Origin of the sequence: Chitinophaga jiangningensis (assembly GCF_900142605.1) — a bacterium.
GTDB classification, from domain to species: Bacteria; Bacteroidota; Bacteroidia; order Chitinophagales; family Chitinophagaceae; genus Chitinophaga; species Chitinophaga jiangningensis.
Map to the genome: position 1 here is coordinate 632,315 of NZ_FRBL01000004.1, position 21,172 is coordinate 653,486.

The following is a 21,172-nucleotide window of genomic DNA, read 5'->3' on the forward strand; positions in this document are numbered from 1 at the left end:
TCTTTATCAGCTTAAGGCGGAACCTACTTTCACCAGCAGCTCTTTCGTTTTGCGGATACCCTCTTCTTCGGAGAGGTTGCTGCCTTCATATTCGATTCCTACATGTCCGGTATAGCCGGCGTCTTTTACGATCTTCATAATGCGTGCAAAGTCCATGGTGATTTCGCTGCCATCCTCTTTAAAGTCGTACGATTTAGCACTCACACCTTTTGCAAAAGGCATCAGCTCCTGGATACCTTCGTAGCGGTCATATTCCTGGAGGCATTTAGTTTTAGCCCATGCTTCCGGAGTATTGGCTTCCGGTTTGGTTTTTTCTATACAGAAGTTACCGAAATCAGGCAGGGTACCACAGTTAGGCAGATTTACCGTTTTCATAACGTTGCTCAGCCATTTACCGTTGGAAGAATTACCACCATGATTTTCAACGATCACATTGATGTTGAAATCTTTGGCGTAAGTGGCCAGTTTAGCCAGGCCTTCGGCAGCAGCTTTACCTACTTCTTCCGGAGTCCCCTCCCCTGCGGCGTTTACGCGGATAGCGTGGCAGCCGAGGAACTGTGCAGCTTCCACCCATTTGTAGTGGTTTTCCACAGCCTGCATACGCTTTTTAGCATCCTTATCACCCATTTCCCCTTCCCCATCGCACATGATCAGCACGCTTTTTACGCCGTTATCATCACAGCGTTTTTTCATTTCTCCGAGATAGGTTTTATCCTTTGCCTTGTCTTTAAAAAACTGGTTTACATATTCCACTGCATGAATATCGAATTCATTTTTTGCACGCACCGCAAAATCCAGGTGATTCATCTTTCCGGCAAACAATGATTTATGAAAAGACCATTCTGCGAGAGAAATCTTGAAGAATAATTCATGTACATCTTTGGCGATGTCACTGCTGTCCGTTGCGCTGCTATCTTTACCTTTTTCATTGGTGGACTGGCCTGTATTACAGGCGGCCAGGAAAGACGGAAGCATACCGAGCCCCATCGTGTAAAGCCCCATCTGGCGGAGGAAGTCGCGGCGATTGTTGGAATTGCTCATAATAACGTGGTTTTGTTTAAATATATCGTTTTTATGAGAATGATGCAGGCTTTTTTTGATGAGTGTGATGCTGAACTAAATTCAGCATCACTAATTGCAATAATCAGTAATTACCCTCCTTTGTGCATAAGTTGTCAGCATTGAATGAGGATGATATATTAATTTTATTGTACAATTAATATTTATCAAGCTTTCATTAGGATTATAATGATAAAAAACAAAAAATTACAGGAAATAATTGATATCCATTTGCAAGCATGTATAGATAATGGCCTCAATATAGCATATGGTGAAATTGAAAGCGAAATGGCAAGTCCCGTTCAGGATTCAACAAAAGAATATCGGAAGTGGCTCCCAATTAAAAGCGAAATAACCGAAGATGAGCTACAAAAATTCGAGGAAGAATTAGGGCATAAGCTACCAACGGACTACAAAGCATTTTTGCAGCATAAACATTTCTACGAGTTATATATATCAGAGGCTAGTTTTTGTAAGCATCCTGTAAACAAATGGAATAACTACCTCAAAAAAATGATTTTAGACGGCTGGCCGCATAAATACCTTATTGATAAAGGATATGTTCACTTTGCAGATTGGAGTGATTGGGGAGCACTTTGCTTTGATACCAACCGCAAAACTGAAGATAATAATTATCCAGTTGTCTTATGGGATCATGATAGACCTTTAGAAATACAGGAAATATCCCAGAACTTCACCAGTTTAATTCTTAAACTGGATAACGAACATGAAGAAACTCAAAAGGTTTGACAGCTAGATTAATCAAAACGTGAGACGGTGTCTCACGTTTTGATTAACACCCTATTTACCCTTTAACCGTCTTGTGAAAATAAACATAAGACACAGTCAATATCGCCATACCAACCAGCGGAGGCAGTGCAAACATCGGCCCTTTCATGACAAAGTTCGCGATGAATGCGGATATCAGTGATATCCCAAAACCTACATACGCCCATTCCTTGAAGCGTGCAGGCACCATTGGTAATATCAGCAGTATGCCACCAATGATTTTACCAATACCCAGTTCTACACCAAAGTAGGCAGGGAAGCCCATATCCTTAATACCCTGGCGCGCCAGCTCACTGTTAAACCAGATGGCCGGAACGGAATCCAGCAGTACAAATAAGGTGGTAAAGATCCAGTATACAATACGGTCTCTTTTTACAATGCGGGAAGAAGTTAAGGTTGTCATATCAGAAAGTATAAAAGTGATTTAATCAGGTTTCATTTCCTGATGTAAAAGTAGTACCCTTATACGTTTCCGATGGGGAGGCAATCAGACAATTACAGGGGGAATTGCGACATTACCTCCTTAACAACAATTCCTCCACCTCTTCGGCAAAAGCAGCGCCGATCGGAATTGGCTGATGCTGAATATATAAAGCCGTGCGATCGGCCCTTTCAATCTTATTATTCGCCACGATATAAGACCGGTGCACCCGTGTAAAAAGCGATTCCGGAAGCAGGTCCATGGCTTCCTGCATGGAAAGCCTGGAAATAATCTTCTTATCCCGCAACACAAAATTTACATAATTACCAGCGCTTTCGAGGTAAAGAATCTCTTCCAGGATAATTTTAAACTGCTCATAACCACTCTTAACAAAGATGTACTCAGGTACATCTTTAGGGGCCGTTACCGGGGCCTTCTGTTTCAATAGCCAGAGGTTATGCACCTTGTTGCAGGCTTTCATAAACCTGGCCAGGGAAAAAGGTTTGAGCAGGTAATCGATCGCGTCGAGCTCAAAGCTTTTTACGGCATGCTCGGAGTAAGCGGTGGTAAACACCGTCATTGGCGGCTCCGGCATGGTAGCCAGGAAATCCAGGCCGGAAATATCCGGCATTTTTATATCGAGGAAGATGAGATCTACTTTTTCTTTGCTCAGGAAGTCCATGGCTTCAAAAGCATTGGTGAAATAACCTTTTACTTCCATAAAAGGCACCATGGCTGCATGGTTTTTTATTACCGTAAGTGCCACCGGTTCATCATCTATAGCAATGGCGGTCATTTTCATAATACACTTGTTTACCTTAATGACAGGATAACGATTACATCATCCTGCCCAAAAATAATCTTTTGGCTTGCAACCAGAATTCTTTAATGGGTGAATGCGCGTTGTTTCTCCATTGATTTACCATATCGGCAGCACGTTCGCGGCGAATAGCGTTGCTCTCTTCAAAGAGGTAATCCATCAGCTCTCTGTCGGCCGACACAGCGCGTTCCTTATAATATTCCATCAACTCCTTCCCCTTCTCCACCTCCATTTGGGAGGCAGTCACTGCTTCCTGCGTGGCAGCGGCCAGGCGTTCATCGTACTCGCCGCGTGGCATCAGCAGCTTACTGAGCAACGGCATAATTTCAATGAGGGTGATAATAAATACGATTAGGCGGTACCGTTGTTGTAATGGGGGATGGGAAGCGGTCAGTTCGTGTAGCGCTTCGGTTTGAGCCAGGAAGCCGTCTGTCAGCGTTTCGGTATAGGCTAATACTTTCAGGCTATCGGCGGTACGCATATTCGCCAGCTGGGACTGCAATGCTTCCTGGTCAGGTGCCAGCTGTTTGCGCAGCGTGGCCAGTTCCTCTTCGGACGACAGCCAGGCGCTCTTTTTTGCCCTGGCAACAGCCTGCTCCCCGATGCGGCCAGAGCCGCCGGTACCATCCGTTTCAGCCAGGTAGCCATCTTTGTATCCTTTGGTGTCCGCCTCTTTCTGGGAGAGCTGCTTATTGAGCTTTTCCAGGTCGCGGGTAAGCGTGGTAAGCTGGCTGGCATTTTGCTTAACCAGTGAGGCCTTGTAGGCATCGATCTTATCCTGTTTGCTTATTTCCAACTGTGCGGTAATGTCTTTCTTAAACAACATTAAAACTACCGGCTGAGATATGAAAAGGCCGATGGTAATGGCCAGCACGAGCCGGAATATGACAGGCAGCCACTTGGTATTGCCATTGCTGCGTGTCATGGCGGCAATCAAAGTACGGTCGATGCTGAGGATGGCAAAGCCGAAAAACAGTGCCAGTGCCAGGATGATAAGGTCATCGTTCACAATGGTGGAAAAGAAATACCCCCAGGCGATGGTGGCAAACATCCAGGTAACGAATACGGCTATACCGATGATGCGGTAGCGTTCTTTTTCCGTTCTGCATTCTTTGAGTATGCTGCTGTCGGCAGCAGCGAGCCACCACAAGAATTTTGTGATGGCGTCGGGCTCGGGATTTTCCGAATTCATTTTTTTGTCAGGTACAGTGGTCATTGGGTGGTGTGTGTTTTCACGCTAATCGTAAGGTGTACAAAAAATCCGGTAGCCGTTTGTCGTATACTCAGTTCATGTGAACCGGGATACAATAAAGCCAGTCGTTCTTTGACATTATTCAGCCCTATTCCCAGGCTGTTGCGTTCCGGATCATTTTCCGGTTTCGGATGCACGCTGTTATATACATCAAAGAATATTTCCCCATCGTTGCAACTCAGTGAAATTACAATACTGGAGCGGTTACGGAGACTGATCCCATGTTTGAACGCGTTTTCCACGAAAGGAATCAGCAGCATCGGGGCTATTTCGTGATGGCAATTGGTTTCATCGATATTGACTTCAATTTTTATATCGGGAGATTGCATCACACGCAAACGCTGTAAGTCTATGTAATTCTGCAGATAAGCTACCTCTTTATCTAACGGAATTTTCTCCAAGGTATTATCATGCAGCATAAATCGCATCATGTCGCCCAGCTTCTGGATACCTTCGCTGGTACGGGTCGCCTGCTCCTGCAAGGCAGTGCCATAAAGGGTATTGAGGGCATTAAAAAGAAAATGGGGGTTAATCTGGGTACGTAAAAAATCCAGGTCGGCAGCGGAGCGGCCCAGGGCTTTTTGCAGGCCTATGACCGTGCTTTGTTGCTCCAGCCTGGAGCGGAACAGGAGCCAGCATACCGGAATGGTAGCCACCACGCTCACCAGGGCACTCAGCAGCCCGAGGATCACTGCCATATCTCCGATATGGTGCAGTACAACGGCTGTAACGATCACCATCACCGTGTTGGCCAGCAGCACCAGGATCACCAGGTCTCTCCATAATTTTGGTTTACGGCCACCCGCCTGAAACTCAGGAAATATCCGGTATAGGGTAAAGTAGTAAATGGTGAGCATCACAGGGCCAAAGAAGAAGATGGTATACCTTACATTGCCATAGGTGATGATCACTGTTGCCAGCCAGAGGATGGTACCTACTCCTATTTCCCGGGCGGCCTTGTTTGGCAGGATTTTTTCTATCACCCACCGGTGCAGGTATTGTGCGTAAGCGGTTTTGATCGCATAATAAAAAACATAGAGGATAACAAACACGATGGTGCTCAGAAAGGCCATTTTTGCAAACTGCGTATGTGCGCCCCGGATAGTCTGATATTGACCTAACATATAACCATAGCGGTAGGAATTAGCTACCATGAGGGCCAGGAACAACGGTATAACTCCGGCAAGGACAAGTAAGCCACCGGTAATCCATCTCTCTTTTTCCAGGAATTTTGGGACTACCAGGAAATTGAGATATACAAAAAAGAGGTATACAAAGGTGATTTTAGTCATAAGGGGCAGTACCACATGCAGGTAGTAGTCAAACACCTGGTGGTAGCGATCGAACTTACCGCGGAAGCCATCACGGAAATCTATATGGCCGTCGCCCATAAAGGATGGCCCCAGCAAACTGAAGAGTGCCAGGAGGAAGATTCCTGTAGCCACTCCGAATTCTATTTTTCGCAATTGTTGCTGATTCATAGTAGGATGAAGTATTTAAGGCAATATTACGCATTGCTGCCTCTTCTGGCATCAAAATGGGATAAAACCGGCATTCTGTGTTATGAACAGCCATATCCCGGGCCACTGCTTTGATTTATGCGCCGGGATGTGTATTTTCAGCCAATTAACCTTTAGATATTATGTCCAATACTAACCGCAGAAAATTCCTCGGAACGGCCGCCGCCCTTTGTGCTGGCGCGGCTGCAGCATCTGCCAGCCCACTACAGCCCGCTGATAACCGTAAACCATTGATTCATCACGTGTTCTTCTGGCTCAAAAAACCGGGTTCAAAGGAAGACCGTGATAAATTAATTGAAGGCGTAAAAACCCTGAGCCGAATTGAAACGATCCGTAAAATTTACGTAGGAAAGGTTGCTGATACAGAAAAACGTGATGTGGTAGACGCTTCCTGGGACGTTTCTGAAATGATCTTTTTTGATGACCCGAATGGCCAGGCTACCTACCAAACCCATCCTATCCACCTGGAGTTTGTAAAAAACTACAGTCACCTCTGGGATAAAGTGGTGGTATATGATGCCATGACAGTATAACTATTATCCTGGTTTAGAATCGCCCTTCGGGGATTACTAAACAGGACTTTATCGGGGTTAAGGCCCCTGCATATCCAATTAAAATTTGCTAAACTTCCACAAATGAATAGAAGAATTCTGCTCACAGCGCTGCTTGCAAGCGGCACATTTATGGCACAAGCCCAGGAAAAAGCCAAACCCGAAGATACCGAGGTTTGGGAGCCGGCACCTAAAGTGGTAACGCCGGGTAAAATCACGTTTGAAAGCGCACCTTCCGATGCCATCATCCTGTTTGACGGCAAGAACCTGAACGAATGGGTATCCGTAGCTGACCGCACTAAAAAGGCGGAATGGGATGTTGCCAACGGTGTAATGACCGTTAACAAAACCAAAGGCAACATCGAAACCAAACGCGCATTCACCAATTACCAGTTACACCTCGAATGGCGCGTACCGGCAAACATCACCGGTACCGGCCAGGGACGCGGCAACAGCGGCCTGTTCCTCGCCTCCATTGGTAAAGGCGATGAAGGCTACGAACTGCAAATCCTGGATGCCTACAACAACAAGACGTATGTAAACGGTATGGCCGGCAGTATCTACAAACAGGTGATTCCACTGGCCAACCCCTGCCGCCCGCCGGGTGAATGGCAAACCTACGATGTGATCTGGACCGCACCGGTATTCAATGGCGACGGCTCCCTGCAGGCTCCTGCCCGCGTAACCGTATTCTTTAACGGTGTGCTGGTGCAAAATAATACCGCCCTGCAAGGACCTACCCAATACATCGGGAAACCTTCCTACAGCAAGGCACATGGTGCTTCGCCAATTAAACTGCAGGCACATGGGGATAAGAGCGAGCCGTTGAGCTTCAGGAATATTTGGATAAGAGAATTGTAACCATGATAACGGTAACGGTTACACCGATTACCAGCAGCATATACATCTCTCCCTAAAAATAAAATGCCGGCTAACAAACTGTTAGCCGGCATTTTTGTTTTGAAAATATATGAACACCGAAATTGTAAAAGTAGCCATCGTATACCAGGCCCATCCCCTGCCGGCCAAAGACGGTATTGTTAAGCCCATGAAACCCGGCGGCTACGCGGATAGCGGTGCAGATATCGCCTACGCGCTAAAGCAGCATAATAATACCGTTATAACACCATCAGATAACCCTTATATCGACAAAGACGCCGACTGGGTATTTCCTGATACCGACGCCGGCATCCGCCATGCCATTCAAAAAGGTGCCAACTGCATCTGGTTAAATACCACGCTCTATGCCGAACATCCTGTCAGCACTTATCTGAACAGAGGCATCTCCGTGGTAGGCCAGCTCCCGCTTTTATCGGAACTCTACGACGATAAATGGACCACCAACCATCTCCTGAAAGATAATGGGCTACCCATTCCGGAAGCCATCCTCATCCATTATAAAGAATTTAAAAACCACCCGCTGCAATTCCCCCTGCCGGCAGTAGCAAAGCCTATCCGAGGCCGGGGCAGCGAAGGCGTTAGCCTGGTAAAAACAGAGGCGGAATACCAGTCGGTGATGGAGCAACTGTTTCAAACGGACCGCTACGGTACCACTGTTTACCTGGAATCCTATTTACCGGGAGAAGAAATAACCATTACGGTGATGCCCCCAGGCCATTACATTATCCACGGAAAGGATGTGGAAAAACCAACGCCATGGTGCCTGCCAGCCGTCAGGAGATTCAATCACCAGAACGGTATTGCTCCTTATAGTGGCACCGTGGCAGTTAATCATAACAGTGCAGTACTAAATGACCATGAAGAAACTTCCATGCCGGTGCAACAATTATATGAGCAATGCGTGGAAGCAGCTAAACTCGTAGGTTTACGCGCACCAATCCGCATCGACTGCCGCCAGGATAAAGCCGGCAATTACCTCCTGTTCGACCTCAACATGAAACCCAATATGACCGGCGCCGCACGCCCCCACCGCCATGACCAGGACAGCCTTACCGCCCTGGCAGCAAGGAAAATAGGCTGGTCGTTTACCGACCTGCTGGAAAATATGCTCGCACAACGATGGCATAACTAGTATTTTTCAGAGAAATGCTTACCTTTGCACCACATGTGATATAACTCTCTCATACAAATAGCACAACGCTAATTCAGCAGGCCTCCCCGGCGCTGCTTTATTATAATTCAATTTCTTAACTAAAATTTACTGACATGAAACTTACATCCAACTGCAGGACCGTGTATTCATTTTTTCCATCCACAAATCAAACCACATGCTTATCAACGCTCAAAATATCTCCTTCCGTAAACCCGACGCCACTGTACTATTTGAAGCAGTTTCCTTCTCTGTAAATAAGGGTGACAAAACCGCTATCGTTGGAAAAAATGGTATCGGTAAAAGCACTCTGCTGAAAATTATTGCCGGAAATACCACAGACTACAATGGCATTCTGCAGGTAAATGGCAGCTTGTATTACGTACCGCAGCACTATGGCCACTTTGATGAAGTTACAGTGGCCGAAGCGCTTGGAATAGCCCCGGTGCTACAGGCTTTGCAGGCTATCGAAAACGGCTCTACGGACCAGGCCCACTACGACCTCATGGAACACAACTGGGACATCGTAGCCAAGTGCGAAGAAGCCTTCGCCAGCTGGGGACTCGCAGGCCTGCAGCTGGATCAGCCACTGGCAGAACTCAGCGGTGGCATGAAAACAAAATTGTTCCTCTCCGGTATTCAGATTCTTGAACCCGATATTGTATTACTGGATGAACCCACCAACCACCTGGATACCGCCGCGCGCGACCAGCTGGGAGAATGGATCAGCACTACCAATTGTGCCGTACTGCTCACCAGTCACGACCGTCAGCTGCTGCGCATCTGCGCGCCCATCTGGGAACTTACCGCTACCGGCATCCTGGAATACGGCGGTAATTACGATTTCTATGAGGAACAGAAAGAAATAGAAATCGCGGCCCAGGAACATAAGCTGGAATTCCATACCAAAGCATTAAAAGAAGCGAAAAAGAAAGCGCAGGAAGCGTTGGAAAGGAAACAACATGCCGATGCTCAGGCCAGAAAAAGCGTGCGAAACAGCTCCGATCCTAAAATCCTGCTCAACGCCCGGCGCAATGCCGCGGAAAGCAGCACCGGCAAGCTGAAAAGCGTACACGCGGAAAAGGTGAATGACCTCCGCAGCTCCCTACAGGAGGTGGCCGCCATGACCCAGATGCAACAGATCATGAAAGGCTTTTTCGACAATGCTACCATGCCTGCCGGTAAAGTATTGTTCCAGGCAAACGACATCAATTTTGCCTGGCCCGGTAAGCCCCTGCTATGGTCTAAACCACTGACATTTACCATCCGCAGTGGAAATCGTATAGCCGTTGCCGGTAAAAATGGTATGGGAAAATCTACCCTGCTGAAAATACTGCTGGATCAGCTGGAGCCTACCAGCGGCACCCTCCAGCGCACACCCTGCACCAAACTGCTGCTGGATCAGGATTATACCGGCATCGACCGGCGTAAGAAAGTGCTGGAGCAGGCACTCGCCTTCAATGAAAGAAAGCTGGAAGAGGCGCAGGTGCATACTACCCTGGCCAACTTCCTGTTTAAGCCGGACAGCTGGGAAAAGCCCTGCAGTGTACTCAGCGGCGGAGAAATGCTTCGGCTCTCGCTTTGCTGCATGGTGTTGCAAAATAAAACACCCGATATCATCTTTCTCGATGAACCTGTTAATAACCTTGACCTGGTTAACATCAGGATGCTGGCAAAAATCTTCCGGGAATATAAAGGCACGGTGATACTCATTTCACACGACCAGACTTTCACCGAAGAAACAGGCATTGAAGAAGTAATTACTTTGGAGTAGCCGTGCGGCTACTCCAACTCCTTTCTGCTGCCGTTACGGTCAATGATCTCATAACGGGCACCTGTTATCATCAGCCCCTGGTGATGCCCTTCATGCTGGTCTACATCCACACCAATTACCTTTCCTTCGAAACGTGTTACAATGGTGGTATCTGTAATGGTATGGCCTACAATGATGTGTTTGGCATTGTAAAATTGTAAGGTACTATCTACTGTGGCGGCAGTGGCTTTGGGGTCGTAGAAATAGCCTCTGTACCAAAAGGGGCCGCGACTATCAAAAAGGAATTGCAGGGAGTCCGGTATTTGTTTTCTAGGTACACCGAGCCATTGGCGACTGTTTTCGTTGATGCGTTGGAGTGGCCATTGTTTCCCAATCAGCTCGGGAGATACTCCCGCATGCATCACCAGCAGATCGCCGATTTTTTCTATTACATTCTTACTGCGCAGCCAGCGGCCCAGTTCGGAGTCCGCAGCAAATACCTGTCGCAGCTCCTTGCCCATGAGCCATGCATATTTGAAATACCGGGCATCGGTATACCGGAAGTCGCCCGCCAGCTGCATTACATCATGGTTTCCCAGTACCACATGCACTGCACCGCCGGCGGCAGTAGCTTTATCTTCCAGACTATACAGCAGCCAAAGCCAGGGTAGTACAGTGGTACCGCGGTCAAACAGGTCACCGGCGATGATGAGTTTACCAGTTCCAAAGGTCCAGTTAAACTGTGTATCTATTACGCCGGCGGCCAGCAGCAGGTCTCTGCCGGCTTCAAATTCACCTTCTATGTCGGAGAGTATAAACATCTTGCCGGCAGCGGGGCTTTCGTTGGGTGGGGTTGTAATTTTTTGTTTTAGGGAGATGGAAAAGCCGCTTACAGGCAGCTCCGGAAGGGGTGGCTGTATGTATACCTTTGTTTCGGCGGCGGCCAGATCACCTTTTTCAGTGATGGTTTTAACCAGGATGCTGTCGTTCCGGTAAAAGACGTAAGGCCCGTCAGCATAGCGCTGCGCGAGGGTCATCAACGGACATAGTAAAACTAACACAGTAAATCGGATGGTATTCATGTTGTAAGTTAGGGTGATAAAAAAGTGAGGGACTGTGAAGATAAGCACTCTGGCATAAAATAAAAACTCCCCGTTACCGACGGCAACGGGGAGTTTTTATAAATATCTCAACACTTAGAAAGTGCCTTCCGGCCAAACGCTGGCCTGCACTTCCGCGATATGTTTTTTCTGAAGGAGGAGCATGCAGAGGCGTGATTGTCCTATACCACCGCCCATTGACAGGGGGTACGCGCTGTTGAGCACACTGGAATGGAAATCAAGCCGGGAGCGCTCTTCGCAGTTTCTTATGGCCAGTTGTTTTTTCAATGCCGCGGCATCCACGCGGATACCCATGGAAGAAATTTCCAGTGCACTGTTCAGTGCTGGGTTCCAGATGATGAGGTCGCCGTTTAACCCCGTGTAGCCATCTTCGTTAGGAGTACTCCAATCGTCATAGTCCGGGGCCCTGTCGTCATGTGCCTGGCTGTTGCTGAGTGCCGCGCCAATGCCCATAATGAATACGGCGCCGTATTGTTTGGTGATCTCATTTTCTCTTTCTTTTGCAGAGAGATGAGGGTACATGGCGAGCAGTGCTTCGCTGTGGATGAAATGCACGTTTTGAGGTAGTTCCAGCGTTTGTTCCTGGTGACCCGCCAGCATTTCATTGGTAGCTTTTACAGCGCTGTAGATGGCATTTACGGTTTGTTGCAGGTAGGCGATGGACCTGTCCTGCTGACCGATGCGTTTTTCCCAGTCCCACTGGTCTACAAAAAAGCTGTGGATAGGGGAAATTACTTCATCAGCTCTGATGGCGCGCATGTCGGTAACGATCCCATTATCTGGCTGGATGTCCAGTTCATGGAGGCGCATGCGTTTCCATTTGGCGAGCGATTGCACGATTTCAACGGGTGTATTTACACCATTGAGATTAAATTTTACGGGTCTTTCGATGCCATTCAAATCATCGTTCAAACCGGTTCCGGATTTCACGAACAGGGGGGCAGTAACTTTCACGAGGGAGAGTTGCTGGCACAGTTGCAGGGCGAAAAAATCTTTAATCTTCGCTATCAGCTCTTCTTTAGCGAGCAATGCACTTTTTGACGTTTTGGCGGTTGATTGCATAAAATCTATTTACCTATTTTGTTACCTGTTTGATAATTTCTTATAAAAACCATCAAATACAATACAAACTTCAATAATTAAGTTGATTAAATGAAATTATTTCAATTAAATAAGCAATTATTTAACAAACAGAACAAAAACAGTCGCATTTATGACAAAATATGTAAATAAGCCGGTCTTTTTTAGATAAAATCATTTTAGCAAGTAATAAAAATGAAATAGACTTCCCGCCGGGCGGCAGGAAGTCCGGGGATTACCAGGTGGATTGGTTTACAGTGCCCCCACGATCATGGACGATGCTTTGTCGTTCATGGTACTGGTATTTTTGATGCAGCTGGCATCTGCGGTGATCACCAGGGAGTCACCGGTAAAGTTGTCGCCATCGAATAGGGTAACACGCAGGCCGGCGGGTACTTTTAATGATGAGGCATCATTATTTACCGCACCGGCTGCGGTGAGCGCAGCGGAGTTATAGCTACCGGGGCCAAAAGAGGCGGCCCATCCGCCGTAGCTGCAATTCTGGTACAGGGTAGTTTGCAGGGCCGGTACGCTGGTGGGTGCAGCATCCCCATAAGTAGAACCTATTTTCAGTCCGTGAACGAAATTGGTGATGTCCGCTGCATCGCCGCCATACACGCCCCATTTCGGATCGCAGTAGTCGGCATCCCAGGTACGGGCATAATAACGCTGGGTACCATTTACAAGCGTTTGTTTGGTACCGTTATACCAGAATTCGATGAAGCCAATGCTGCTGTCGCGCGATACTTTTATGCGCATCACGATATCATTCCACACAGCGGCCAACAAATTAGTTTGCCATACTTCCGTTCCAATTTTGCCCGGTGCATAATGCATGAGGTGGAACTTGCCGGAAGTGGTGGTGCTGAGTACGATGGGAAAATTTTGCAGCATAGGCTGCCCTGAGCCATAGGCCTTCCATTGGAAAACTGCGTTGGTGTTTTGGTTAGCAGGGATCACCAGCTTGGAACGCCAGCCAAGGTAGATGTCGTCGCCTTCTGCGGCAGCGAAGTTTTTGGCGCCATGACCTTCCGTACGGTGGCTGCCGGCGGGCTTATAGAACTGCCATACAGGACCGTACACCGGGTCAGTAGCTACCGTGATGGTGCCGCTACCTTCAATGTTGAGCACCTTCCAGACGTTGGAAGCGCCGAGTGCGGCATCGCCGTTCCAAAGGAGCGATTCTGTGTGTGCGGTGGCTGGCGCCGGATGGTTGCTGCGTACCTGGTCATCTTTTGCGCAATAGGACAGGGTGATACAAGCTATGCCAAGCAGGCAGGAGCTAACTGTGGAATTGATTTTCATAAATGGAATTTTGGGTGAACAATAATATTCTTTTAAATTATTCAATCGATTGCATTTAAATCGACTGTTAATTCGCATTTAGTAATATGAAATTGCTCAAATCGTTGTAACTTCCTGTAGTTACAATCCGGCGTATGAAGCGTTATTTCCTGGCAGCGCTGCTGCTAAACACACTCAGCACCTATGCACAGCTGCCGGTGGCAGCCACCTACATCGATTCCATCACCGATAAAAGCCATTTTAACGGCACTATTTTACTGGAAAGTAATTTTAGTCCTATCTATCGGAAAAGTTTTGGGCTGGCAAATATGGCCTTTAATATCCCGAATACGCCTGATACAAAATATAAGATTGCCAGTATCACCAAAGCGTTTACAGCGGTATTGGTATTACAACTGTATGAACGCGGACTTATTCAGCTCGACACCAGCATCTCCACCTACCTGCAGGATTACAAGGGCCCTGCCGCCAAACAGGTTACCATCAGGCAACTCCTGAATATGACCTCCGGCATGAAGAACATGGATGCGGGTATTACCCTGGAATCTGTATTGAAAAACGGAATGCCGCAATACCAGCTCCCTCACACGAGCAGGGAAATGCTGTTACTGTACGCGAGCGATTCGCTGCTAAGGCCACCAGGCAAACAGTTTGACTATAATAATGCGGAGTACATTGTGTTAGGCCAAATCATAGAGGCGGTCACCAAAAAATCATTTGAGGAGCAGTTAACCACTGCCATCCTCCAGCCGCTGGGCATGCAGGAAAGCGGCATGGCCTCGCAGGAAAAAATCATTGATAACCTTGCCGATACCTACTTCTATCGGGAAGATCTTAAAACACTGGTCAACGATCTCCCCTCCTATATCAACAACTGGTATGCAGCCGGCGCCATGTATGCAACTGTAGGTGATATTGCCAGATTCTGTAACGCCCTCTTTTCCGGGAAACTCCTGAAACCCGCCACGCTGCAGGAAATGTTTCATTCAGGGCTGGATGAATATGGTCTGGGTGTTTGGGTATACAAGAATTATGACATTAACGGACATAACTATACGATCATAAAAAGGCCCGGCTCCATTATGGGAGCACAGGCCATGTTATTTCATGTGCTGGAGGCAAAAACAACGATCATTATCCTCAGCAATACTGCCAACGTGGACATGGATCAATTTGCCGCCAGAATTGCCGACAGACTTGTCAGATAAGCTTACTTGGTATAAAGCGGGGAACGTTTAACCAGGTACTCCAGGACATTCTTATAGGCATCTTCGGTATTCCAGAAAGCCTGGCGGTTCTGATTGTAGATGATATCGCTTTTGTCGTTATAGATCTTGAGATCCAAACGGGTCTGATAATTTTGCTGACTGGTAGCAGTACTGGTAGCCACGCCGCTTCTCTTTTTGTCATCATCATTACCTTTATTGTTATACGTGGTAGTACCGGTGCTGGTTTGGGATGTCCGGTTTTGCGTTACCAGGCCATCCACTACAAACTCTACACCCAGTATCTGACAGAGGTCAGCCATAGTGTAATTGAGCATTTTGTCGCGGGTGATACCTGCCTGCGCGAGTTTCACATTGGTGCCTCTGGGACTCAGTATATTATATACCCCTGAATGTTTGCTAAGCAGCGCATAAGCTTCATTCTGGATTTCATCGCTCACTTCCTGGGCCTGTGGCTGCCCATCCTTGATAAAGCCAAAAGGCAGGATGGCTACTTTGTTGCGCCGTTCGGAAGGGTCAGTAACCAACATCGGAGCGGGGGCATTGCCGGGTGCAGAAGTGGCAGCAGGGGTGGCAGCAGGAGCAGCGGCAGGAGCACTGAATGATTCTACTCTGCCACTGGCATAAGTAATCTTCAGAATGTCGGATTTTTTGATGGTATACACCAGGGTTTCGCCTGCATGTATAAACTTGATGGCATCATCGTTGATTTCAGTTACTTTGCCATTCAGTACATCTCCGTTGGCTTTGACTACCATGTCGGTTTTTTTGCCGCCGGTTTGGGCGCTGGCATTAAAACAGCTGGCCAGCACTAACAGTAGCATTAGGATTCTTCTCATTTTATTGGGAGGTTTGAAGTAAACACGTTGTCAGGTTACTAAAACAATCAGGTACAAAACGGGTTCAATCTACGTAATTTTTTAAATCTGAAATACAGCCGAATGAAACTTCCTTTTGAGCCATATAACCATGAGTGGAAGCTGACCTACAGCAACCTCGAAAAAGAATTATTACAAATACTCGGTTCACTAAAACCGGTGGTGGCACATATTGGTAGTACGTCCATTGAAGGACTTTCTGCCAAACCCGTCATAGATATATTGGTAGGCCTCCGTGACGAATCCCAGCTGGACCAGGTACCGGCGCTACTGATGGCAAAAAACTATATCTATTATCCAAAATACAACGAGGAAATGCCTTACCGGCGATTTTTTATAAAACTGAAAATCCCGCCGCAACGTTTATCCCTTCCATTGCAGTTTGGCAAAGGGGATGAAATGCCCGATATCATGCACGATCACCACTACCGGCTGGCACATATTCACATCATTCCGGTGACTTCCTCCCACTGGACACGCCACATTGCATTCCGGGATTATGTACGCAGTCATCCTGCTGTTAGAGCCGAATATCAGCAACTCAAAACGGATTTAGTAAAACAGGAATGGAAAGATGGCAACGACTACAATGACGCCAAAGATGCCTTTATGAAAAGAACAGAGAAAGCTGCTGTGGAATGGTACACCCAATCACATTAATATCTATTTTTGGCGCTGCAAACGAGGCCCCGGCGCCTCTGATTTACTGAAACATATATTATTTGGATATTGCATGAAAGAGCAACTGACATCCCTGATAGAAAAATTAAAAGCTAATACTGTTAGCTTTAAAGAAGTGATTGAATTTATTGAAACATATTACCAGCATCAGCCAACCGCCTTTAAAAACGGAGCGGCCTATAATGAAGCTACCCAAAACCAGGGCAGCGCCAAAGTATTCTCCTTTGCGCAACAAAATCAGCTGAGCAAAGAAGATACCTTATGTCTGTTTGCAGAACATTATCAGGCGGTGCTGCATACACCAGATGCTACGGACCATCAGAATATTCGCCAGTTTATGCAGCATGGCTGGGCAGGCATCAGCTTTGAAGGGCAGGCGCTGACCGCAAAGTAATTTCTGAACATAAAAATCCCCGGTAGTCCCATGATTACCGGGGATTTTTTTATTTAGTTAAATGATTTCCTGAAATCAAGTGGAGCAATATTGGTCTTCTGTTTAAAGAACCGGTTGAAGGATTGGGAATGCTCAAACCCAAGGCTCCAGGCAATTTCACCTACACTCAGGCTGGTAGTCGATAAAGCTTCTTTCGCTTTTTCAATTACATGATGATGTATATGTTGCTGCGCATTCTGACCGGTTAAATTACGTAGCATATCACTCAGGTAATGTGATGAAAGATGTAACTGATCCGCCAGGTATTGCACGCTGGGTAAGCCTTTACTGAGTGCGGTAGCAGTATTAAAATATTCATTCAATATAGTTTCCAGCCTGGTCAGCAGGTCATTATTCACTGCCTTCCTCGTGGTAAACTGTCGTTGATAAAAACGTTTACAATAAGTAAGCAGCAAATCAATGTGTGCAATAACCACCTCCTGGCTAAAATCATCTATCCGCTCTGCTAACTCGGCTTCAATATTGTTGAAAATGGCGACAACTGTCTCCTTTTCTTTTGCGGACAGGTGCAGTGCTTCATTGGTTGCGTAGGAAAAGAAATCGTACTTTTTTATACTGACTGCCAGTGGATAAGACTGTAAAAAATCAGGATGCAGGAAGAGATTAAAACCTTCGTATGCATCAGCATCATCCGCCACTGTAAGTACCTGGTTAGTAGCAACAAACACCATTCCTCCCGCATCAAAATCGTAATACCCCTGGCCGTACCTGATTTTACCTTTAAGATCCTTCATAAAGGATATCTTGTAAAACCCCAGCAGCAACGATGCAGGAAATTCATCCTGCACCATTTTCACATCACAGTTATGCACAATGCTCACCAGCGGATGGGGTGGATCGGGCAGCCCCAGCATACGGTGTAATGCTGTGATGGACTCGATCCGGTATGGTGCGTTGCCTTGCTTCTTCATCATATAAATTTACAGCTTATCGTTAAAGAAAGTCTGCAGCTTTTCCACTGCACGGTTAACATAAGGCTGTTTGTAATATAGCTCCACATGAGTTGCTCCTTCGATGATGTAATGTTCTTTGGGAGATTGTGCGGTAGTGATGGCGGCGGCTGTCATCCAGGTGGTGACAGCATTTGAGCCGGTTATCATTAGCAGCGGACGTGGCGCGATCATGTCAGCAAAACGAAAGGCATCAAAACCCGCGATCAGTTCCACACTTCTCCATTGAAATGCCTTAGCGGAACGCGGATGCTGTCCCTGGTCGGTGCAGTAATATTTCCAACCTTCATATACGTGCAATCCCATTGCTTTGGCCTGTTCTTCGGTAGGGAACAGCGGAAATGATCCGGGCTCTTTTGCGGATCTGTCGGCAGCGGCCATATCCAGCATTCCCTGGATCACGGCCATACTTTGCTTGCCATCCCCGCCGTTACGGAATTGCCGGCCTATATCTGCTGCGCTCACCGTTGCAATCGCTTTGATCCGGTGGTCTGTAGCAGCTGCGGCCACGCCGTAGCCGCCGGAGGCGCAGATGCCGAGCACTCCGATATTATTATCATAGATAGTTTGCAGATAAGTAACCGCTGACTTGATATCCTCGATGCGCTGGGCAGGATCTTCCAGTCCACGGGGCAGGCCACCGCTTTCGCCCTGGTAAGCAGCATCAAAGGCTAAGGTGATAAAGCCTTTTTCAGCGAGGAGCTGGGCATACAAGCCTGCAGCCTGTTCTTTAACGCCGGTACCGGGGTGGCCTACTACGAGTGCTCCGGCCGGTTTGCCTTGCGGGAGGTAAAGGTTAGCTGCAATCGGAATATTGTTGGAAAGGAAGGTGACTGATTTTGTATTCATAGTTCGTGTTTTTATTTGAATACAAAGTTGCCAGGATTGTGTTGGGGAGATGTAGCGGAAGTGCGGGAAGGTGTAGCGGAAATGGGGAGCATAAACCTTGTGAAAAGTAACTAATATTTAAACATATGGGATTTTACAATTTCGGAATTGAATTCCGAAATTGTAAAATCCCAGGTACCCGGTGCACATTAAAAAAAGAAACGCATGACTGGCTGTCCGTGAATTATCGTGCCCAATCTGGTATCGTTTGCGCTATGGTGATCTGAATGGGCTGCCAGGTTACTTCCACATGGGTCCAGGTACCTGCTTCATCTCCATCTCTGTCACCAAAAACCTGGAAACGCCTGACTACTTCACCGGCAGGGCGGTTGTAGTAAATACCGCCATGTGATGTAATATTAGCAGTATGGGTTGAATTAGTAAAAGGCCTGTAGGATACTATTTTCCACCCTATGGGTGCGCTGTAAGCGGTTGTCCAGTTGCTGTAACCTCCTACTTCTGTCCAATTGGATCTTTCTTCCCTTGCATGCAGGTACACCCTGCAATTCAATGTAGTGGGCCCTCCCAGTGCAATCTCTCCTCTGGCCTCGATGCTCATGTGATCGTCATCATCAGTATCAAAATCGCCGTCCCCTCCCCTGATTTTGGGAGGCATATAGCTGGTGACACCCAGGTTCACCCGTTCCTCTTTTTCTTTTTTCATCCATGGTATTACTACTACTTCCGGGTAGCTGGCGGTCTGATTATCCCAGGTGGAAATGATTTTAGTTACTTTTTGTTCATAAAGCGTTCGAGCCATATCAGAGAGGCTGATAGTTACCTGGTAATGGGTGGTACGCCCCACTCTGTTTTCAGGAATCAACTCTCTTTGTCCGTTTCCTTTCAGCAGATAAAACTGGATTCTGTTGCCGGCAGGGTCCTTATGATCCAGGTCGTACCCATTGATGGTAATCTTATTAATGGAGGAGATATTAGTCACATTCAGGTCCACAGCATCCGGCACTACCTGGCAAAAGCCTGGCGGCGGAGGTGGCACGGACTGATCGTTTTTAAGCCGGGCTTTAATCCATTGGAGGGATGCGATGGCCCTGGCGGCCAGGAAGTCCACATTACACCTGATTTCTGTACCAGCGGTTGCAATACTTCTGCTGGCCAGGTTTTGGACATCATTCCGAATGGAGGAGGAGATATCTGCCGGCAAATCGTGGGCTACCTGTTGGAGTACCGTACTCCATGCCGCGGATTCGGCAGTAATGTCTTTTATGCCGTTGTCGATCACTGCGGTGGCTCTGTCGATACTATCTGAAACGCCACAGCGAAACAGGAACATAGTGGAGATAAGTGTGAGTAGGATAATTTTTTTTTGCATGAGGATTTGGAGTTAAGGTTGATGATATATCGGGATATAAAAGTGCTGTAAGGTAGGTTCGCCAGATGCTCCAAGGGTTAAAGGCGGCATTTATGTAAGTTGCGTGTGAAACGACTGGATGAACATGATCCGATACATAAAACTGCGAAACCTTTTTACTGTGCTACCGGATATATTGATTCAGGCACGGATATTTGACTCATGCGGTATATCGGTTGGGTTAGCAGCAGTATTACCACGGGCAGCAACATACGAAAAGCGGGTGCAATTATGCTTCAGTAATGGGAACAGAAGCGGGGGAAGATATATGGGAGGATGGTAAAAATCACAGGCATAAACTCCAACTGAAATCCTTGTAAAATGACAAAAGCCGCTATAATAGCGGCTTTTATTAATTTTTGTGGAGCTGACGGGAATCGAACCCGTGTCCAAACATATCCTTCAAAAGCTTTCTACATGCTTATTTATGCATTGATTTGTCGGGACTCGGCAGGGGCACAACAAACCAACCTCGTCCTTATCCGTTTAGCTTCAGTGCTCACTCACAGAAACCATGAGCACCTATCCCTATGGGTTTGATGATTCAGCGGCGGGAGTCGCATAAGGCGACAACTCCAGGCGGCTATAATGGGTGTCTAATCGCTGATTAGGCAGCCATGGCGTAGTTAGATTCGCCAATTAAAGTTTGAATATTCAGATTATCGTGCTAATTATCCAACGCACGGCATGCTTACACTCTCAAAGATCTACGCTGTCTAAACCAGGCAGCCCCAGGTTTATTGATTGCAAATATACGACTTTTTTTAGAAGTAATATAAACGATGAAATAAATAGTTGGTTTTCAGGCGTTCAACTGGGATCTTCGGTGTTGGCTGTGTGTAATTGGCGGATCACCAGGCAGGTTCCCGTCGGCCGAAGCATAGCTGCTGCGCTAAGGCCCAGATACGGCAAGAGGGCGTCTCAAAAATACCTGAGACGCCCTCTTTCCTTTTTAAGTATATATCTCACATTATGAGAGTTTTTCTCTCATTTTGATTTATTGGA

Annotated in this window: 20 protein-coding genes and 1 other RNA gene; 8 read left to right on the forward strand and 13 right to left on the reverse strand. The window is 47.0% G+C overall.

The window, feature by feature from the left end; translation table 11 throughout:
* Positions 1-6: 6 nt before the first annotated feature.
* On the reverse strand, positions 7-1,041 hold the full coding sequence (locus BUB18_RS12850; RefSeq protein WP_073081272.1) for a sugar phosphate isomerase/epimerase family protein: 1,035 nt from the start codon (positions 1,039-1,041) through the stop codon (positions 7-9).
* 207 nt (positions 1,042-1,248) lie between these two features.
* Between BUB18_RS12850 and BUB18_RS12855 the strand changes: the two genes are divergently transcribed.
* Positions 1,249-1,809 (forward strand): SMI1/KNR4 family protein, encoded by a 561-nt coding sequence (locus BUB18_RS12855; protein ID WP_073081273.1) that lies wholly within the window; start codon positions 1,249-1,251, stop codon positions 1,807-1,809.
* A gap of 55 nt (positions 1,810-1,864) precedes the next feature.
* On the opposite strand, the gene BUB18_RS12860 is transcribed toward BUB18_RS12855, so the two are convergent.
* The 4 genes from BUB18_RS12860 to BUB18_RS12875 all read right to left on the reverse strand — a co-directional run bounded on the left by BUB18_RS12860 (position 1,865) and on the right by BUB18_RS12875 (position 5,822).
* Entirely contained in the window at positions 1,865-2,251 is a 387-nt protein-coding gene (locus tag BUB18_RS12860; protein ID WP_073081274.1) for a DoxX family protein, read from the reverse strand.
* Positions 2,252-2,363: 112 nt separating this feature from the next.
* Positions 2,364-3,071, reverse strand: a complete 708-nt coding sequence (locus BUB18_RS12865) for a LytR/AlgR family response regulator transcription factor (protein ID WP_245805659.1) — start codon at positions 3,069-3,071, stop codon at positions 2,364-2,366.
* A gap of 34 nt (positions 3,072-3,105) precedes the next feature.
* A complete protein-coding gene (locus BUB18_RS12870) occupies positions 3,106-4,305 on the reverse strand; it encodes a DUF4407 domain-containing protein (RefSeq protein WP_073081275.1) in 1,200 nt (399 codons plus the stop codon).
* Complete coding sequence (locus BUB18_RS12875) at positions 4,302-5,822, reverse strand: sensor histidine kinase (RefSeq protein WP_073081277.1); 1,521 nt, start codon at positions 5,820-5,822, stop codon at positions 4,302-4,304. The genes BUB18_RS12870 and BUB18_RS12875 overlap by 4 nt, the downstream gene beginning before the upstream one ends.
* Positions 5,823-5,983: 161 nt before the next feature.
* Between BUB18_RS12875 and BUB18_RS12880 the strand changes: the two genes are divergently transcribed.
* From BUB18_RS12880 to BUB18_RS12895, 4 genes are all read left to right on the forward strand, one after another.
* Positions 5,984-6,394, forward strand: a complete 411-nt coding sequence (locus BUB18_RS12880; RefSeq protein ID WP_073081278.1) for a Dabb family protein — start codon at positions 5,984-5,986, stop codon at positions 6,392-6,394.
* A gap of 102 nt (positions 6,395-6,496) precedes the next feature.
* Positions 6,497-7,273, forward strand: coding sequence for a 3-keto-disaccharide hydrolase (locus tag BUB18_RS12885; RefSeq protein WP_073081280.1), 777 nt, complete (start codon positions 6,497-6,499; stop codon positions 7,271-7,273).
* Between the two features lie 109 nt (positions 7,274-7,382).
* On the forward strand, positions 7,383-8,444 hold the full coding sequence (locus BUB18_RS12890; protein ID WP_073081282.1) for an ATP-grasp domain-containing protein: 1,062 nt from the start codon (positions 7,383-7,385) through the stop codon (positions 8,442-8,444).
* A gap of 196 nt (positions 8,445-8,640) precedes the next feature.
* On the forward strand, positions 8,641-10,236 hold the full coding sequence (locus tag BUB18_RS12895; protein ID WP_073081284.1) for an ABC-F family ATP-binding cassette domain-containing protein: 1,596 nt from the start codon (positions 8,641-8,643) through the stop codon (positions 10,234-10,236).
* 8 nt (positions 10,237-10,244) lie between these two features.
* Here the strand turns inward: BUB18_RS12895 and BUB18_RS12900 are convergent, their stop codons facing one another.
* From BUB18_RS12900 to BUB18_RS12910, 3 genes are all read right to left on the reverse strand, one after another.
* Positions 10,245-11,297, reverse strand: a complete 1,053-nt coding sequence (locus BUB18_RS12900; protein ID WP_083549878.1) for a metallophosphoesterase — start codon at positions 11,295-11,297, stop codon at positions 10,245-10,247.
* 114 nt (positions 11,298-11,411) lie between these two features.
* Positions 11,412-12,398: an aspartate--ammonia ligase gene (gene asnA, locus BUB18_RS12905; protein ID WP_073081288.1), complete on the reverse strand. Its 987-nt coding sequence runs from the start codon at positions 12,396-12,398 to the stop codon at positions 11,412-11,414.
* A 270-nt stretch (positions 12,399-12,668) separates the two neighbouring features.
* The gene (locus BUB18_RS12910; RefSeq protein ID WP_073081289.1) at positions 12,669-13,721 is read right to left on the reverse strand and encodes a heparin lyase I family protein; all 1,053 of its coding nucleotides are present in this window, start codon (positions 13,719-13,721) and stop codon (positions 12,669-12,671) included.
* Positions 13,722-13,855: 134 nt separating this feature from the next.
* On the opposite strand from BUB18_RS12910, the gene BUB18_RS12915 reads away from it, so the two are divergent.
* On the forward strand, positions 13,856-14,929 hold the full coding sequence (locus tag BUB18_RS12915) for a serine hydrolase domain-containing protein (protein WP_073081291.1): 1,074 nt from the start codon (positions 13,856-13,858) through the stop codon (positions 14,927-14,929).
* A gap of 2 nt (positions 14,930-14,931) precedes the next feature.
* On the opposite strand, the gene BUB18_RS12920 is transcribed toward BUB18_RS12915, so the two are convergent.
* Positions 14,932-15,786, reverse strand: a complete 855-nt coding sequence (locus BUB18_RS12920) for a hypothetical protein (protein ID WP_073081293.1) — start codon at positions 15,784-15,786, stop codon at positions 14,932-14,934.
* Between the two features lie 102 nt (positions 15,787-15,888).
* Between BUB18_RS12920 and BUB18_RS12925 the strand changes: the two genes are divergently transcribed.
* Both BUB18_RS12925 and BUB18_RS12930 read left to right on the forward strand, forming a co-directional pair.
* Positions 15,889-16,485: a GrpB family protein gene (locus tag BUB18_RS12925; RefSeq protein WP_073081295.1), complete on the forward strand. Its 597-nt coding sequence runs from the start codon at positions 15,889-15,891 to the stop codon at positions 16,483-16,485.
* A 73-nt stretch (positions 16,486-16,558) separates the two neighbouring features.
* Entirely contained in the window at positions 16,559-16,900 is a 342-nt protein-coding gene (locus tag BUB18_RS12930) for a HopJ type III effector protein (protein WP_073081297.1), read from the forward strand.
* A 53-nt stretch (positions 16,901-16,953) separates the two neighbouring features.
* Here BUB18_RS12930 and BUB18_RS12935 read toward each other — a convergent pair whose 3' ends face one another.
* The 4 genes from BUB18_RS12935 to ssrA all read right to left on the reverse strand — a co-directional run bounded on the left by BUB18_RS12935 (position 16,954) and on the right by ssrA (position 20,900).
* A complete protein-coding gene (locus BUB18_RS12935) occupies positions 16,954-17,874 on the reverse strand; it encodes a helix-turn-helix domain-containing protein (protein WP_317043089.1) in 921 nt (306 codons plus the stop codon).
* A gap of 6 nt (positions 17,875-17,880) precedes the next feature.
* A complete protein-coding gene (locus tag BUB18_RS12940; protein ID WP_073081301.1) occupies positions 17,881-18,759 on the reverse strand; it encodes an alpha/beta hydrolase in 879 nt (292 codons plus the stop codon).
* Positions 18,760-18,982: 223 nt separating this feature from the next.
* The gene (locus BUB18_RS12945; RefSeq protein WP_073081303.1) at positions 18,983-20,128 is read right to left on the reverse strand and encodes a hypothetical protein; all 1,146 of its coding nucleotides are present in this window, start codon (positions 20,126-20,128) and stop codon (positions 18,983-18,985) included.
* Between the two features lie 398 nt (positions 20,129-20,526).
* Positions 20,527-20,900: a transfer-messenger RNA gene (ssrA, locus tag BUB18_RS12950) on the reverse strand.
* Positions 20,901-21,172 lie beyond the last annotated feature (272 nt).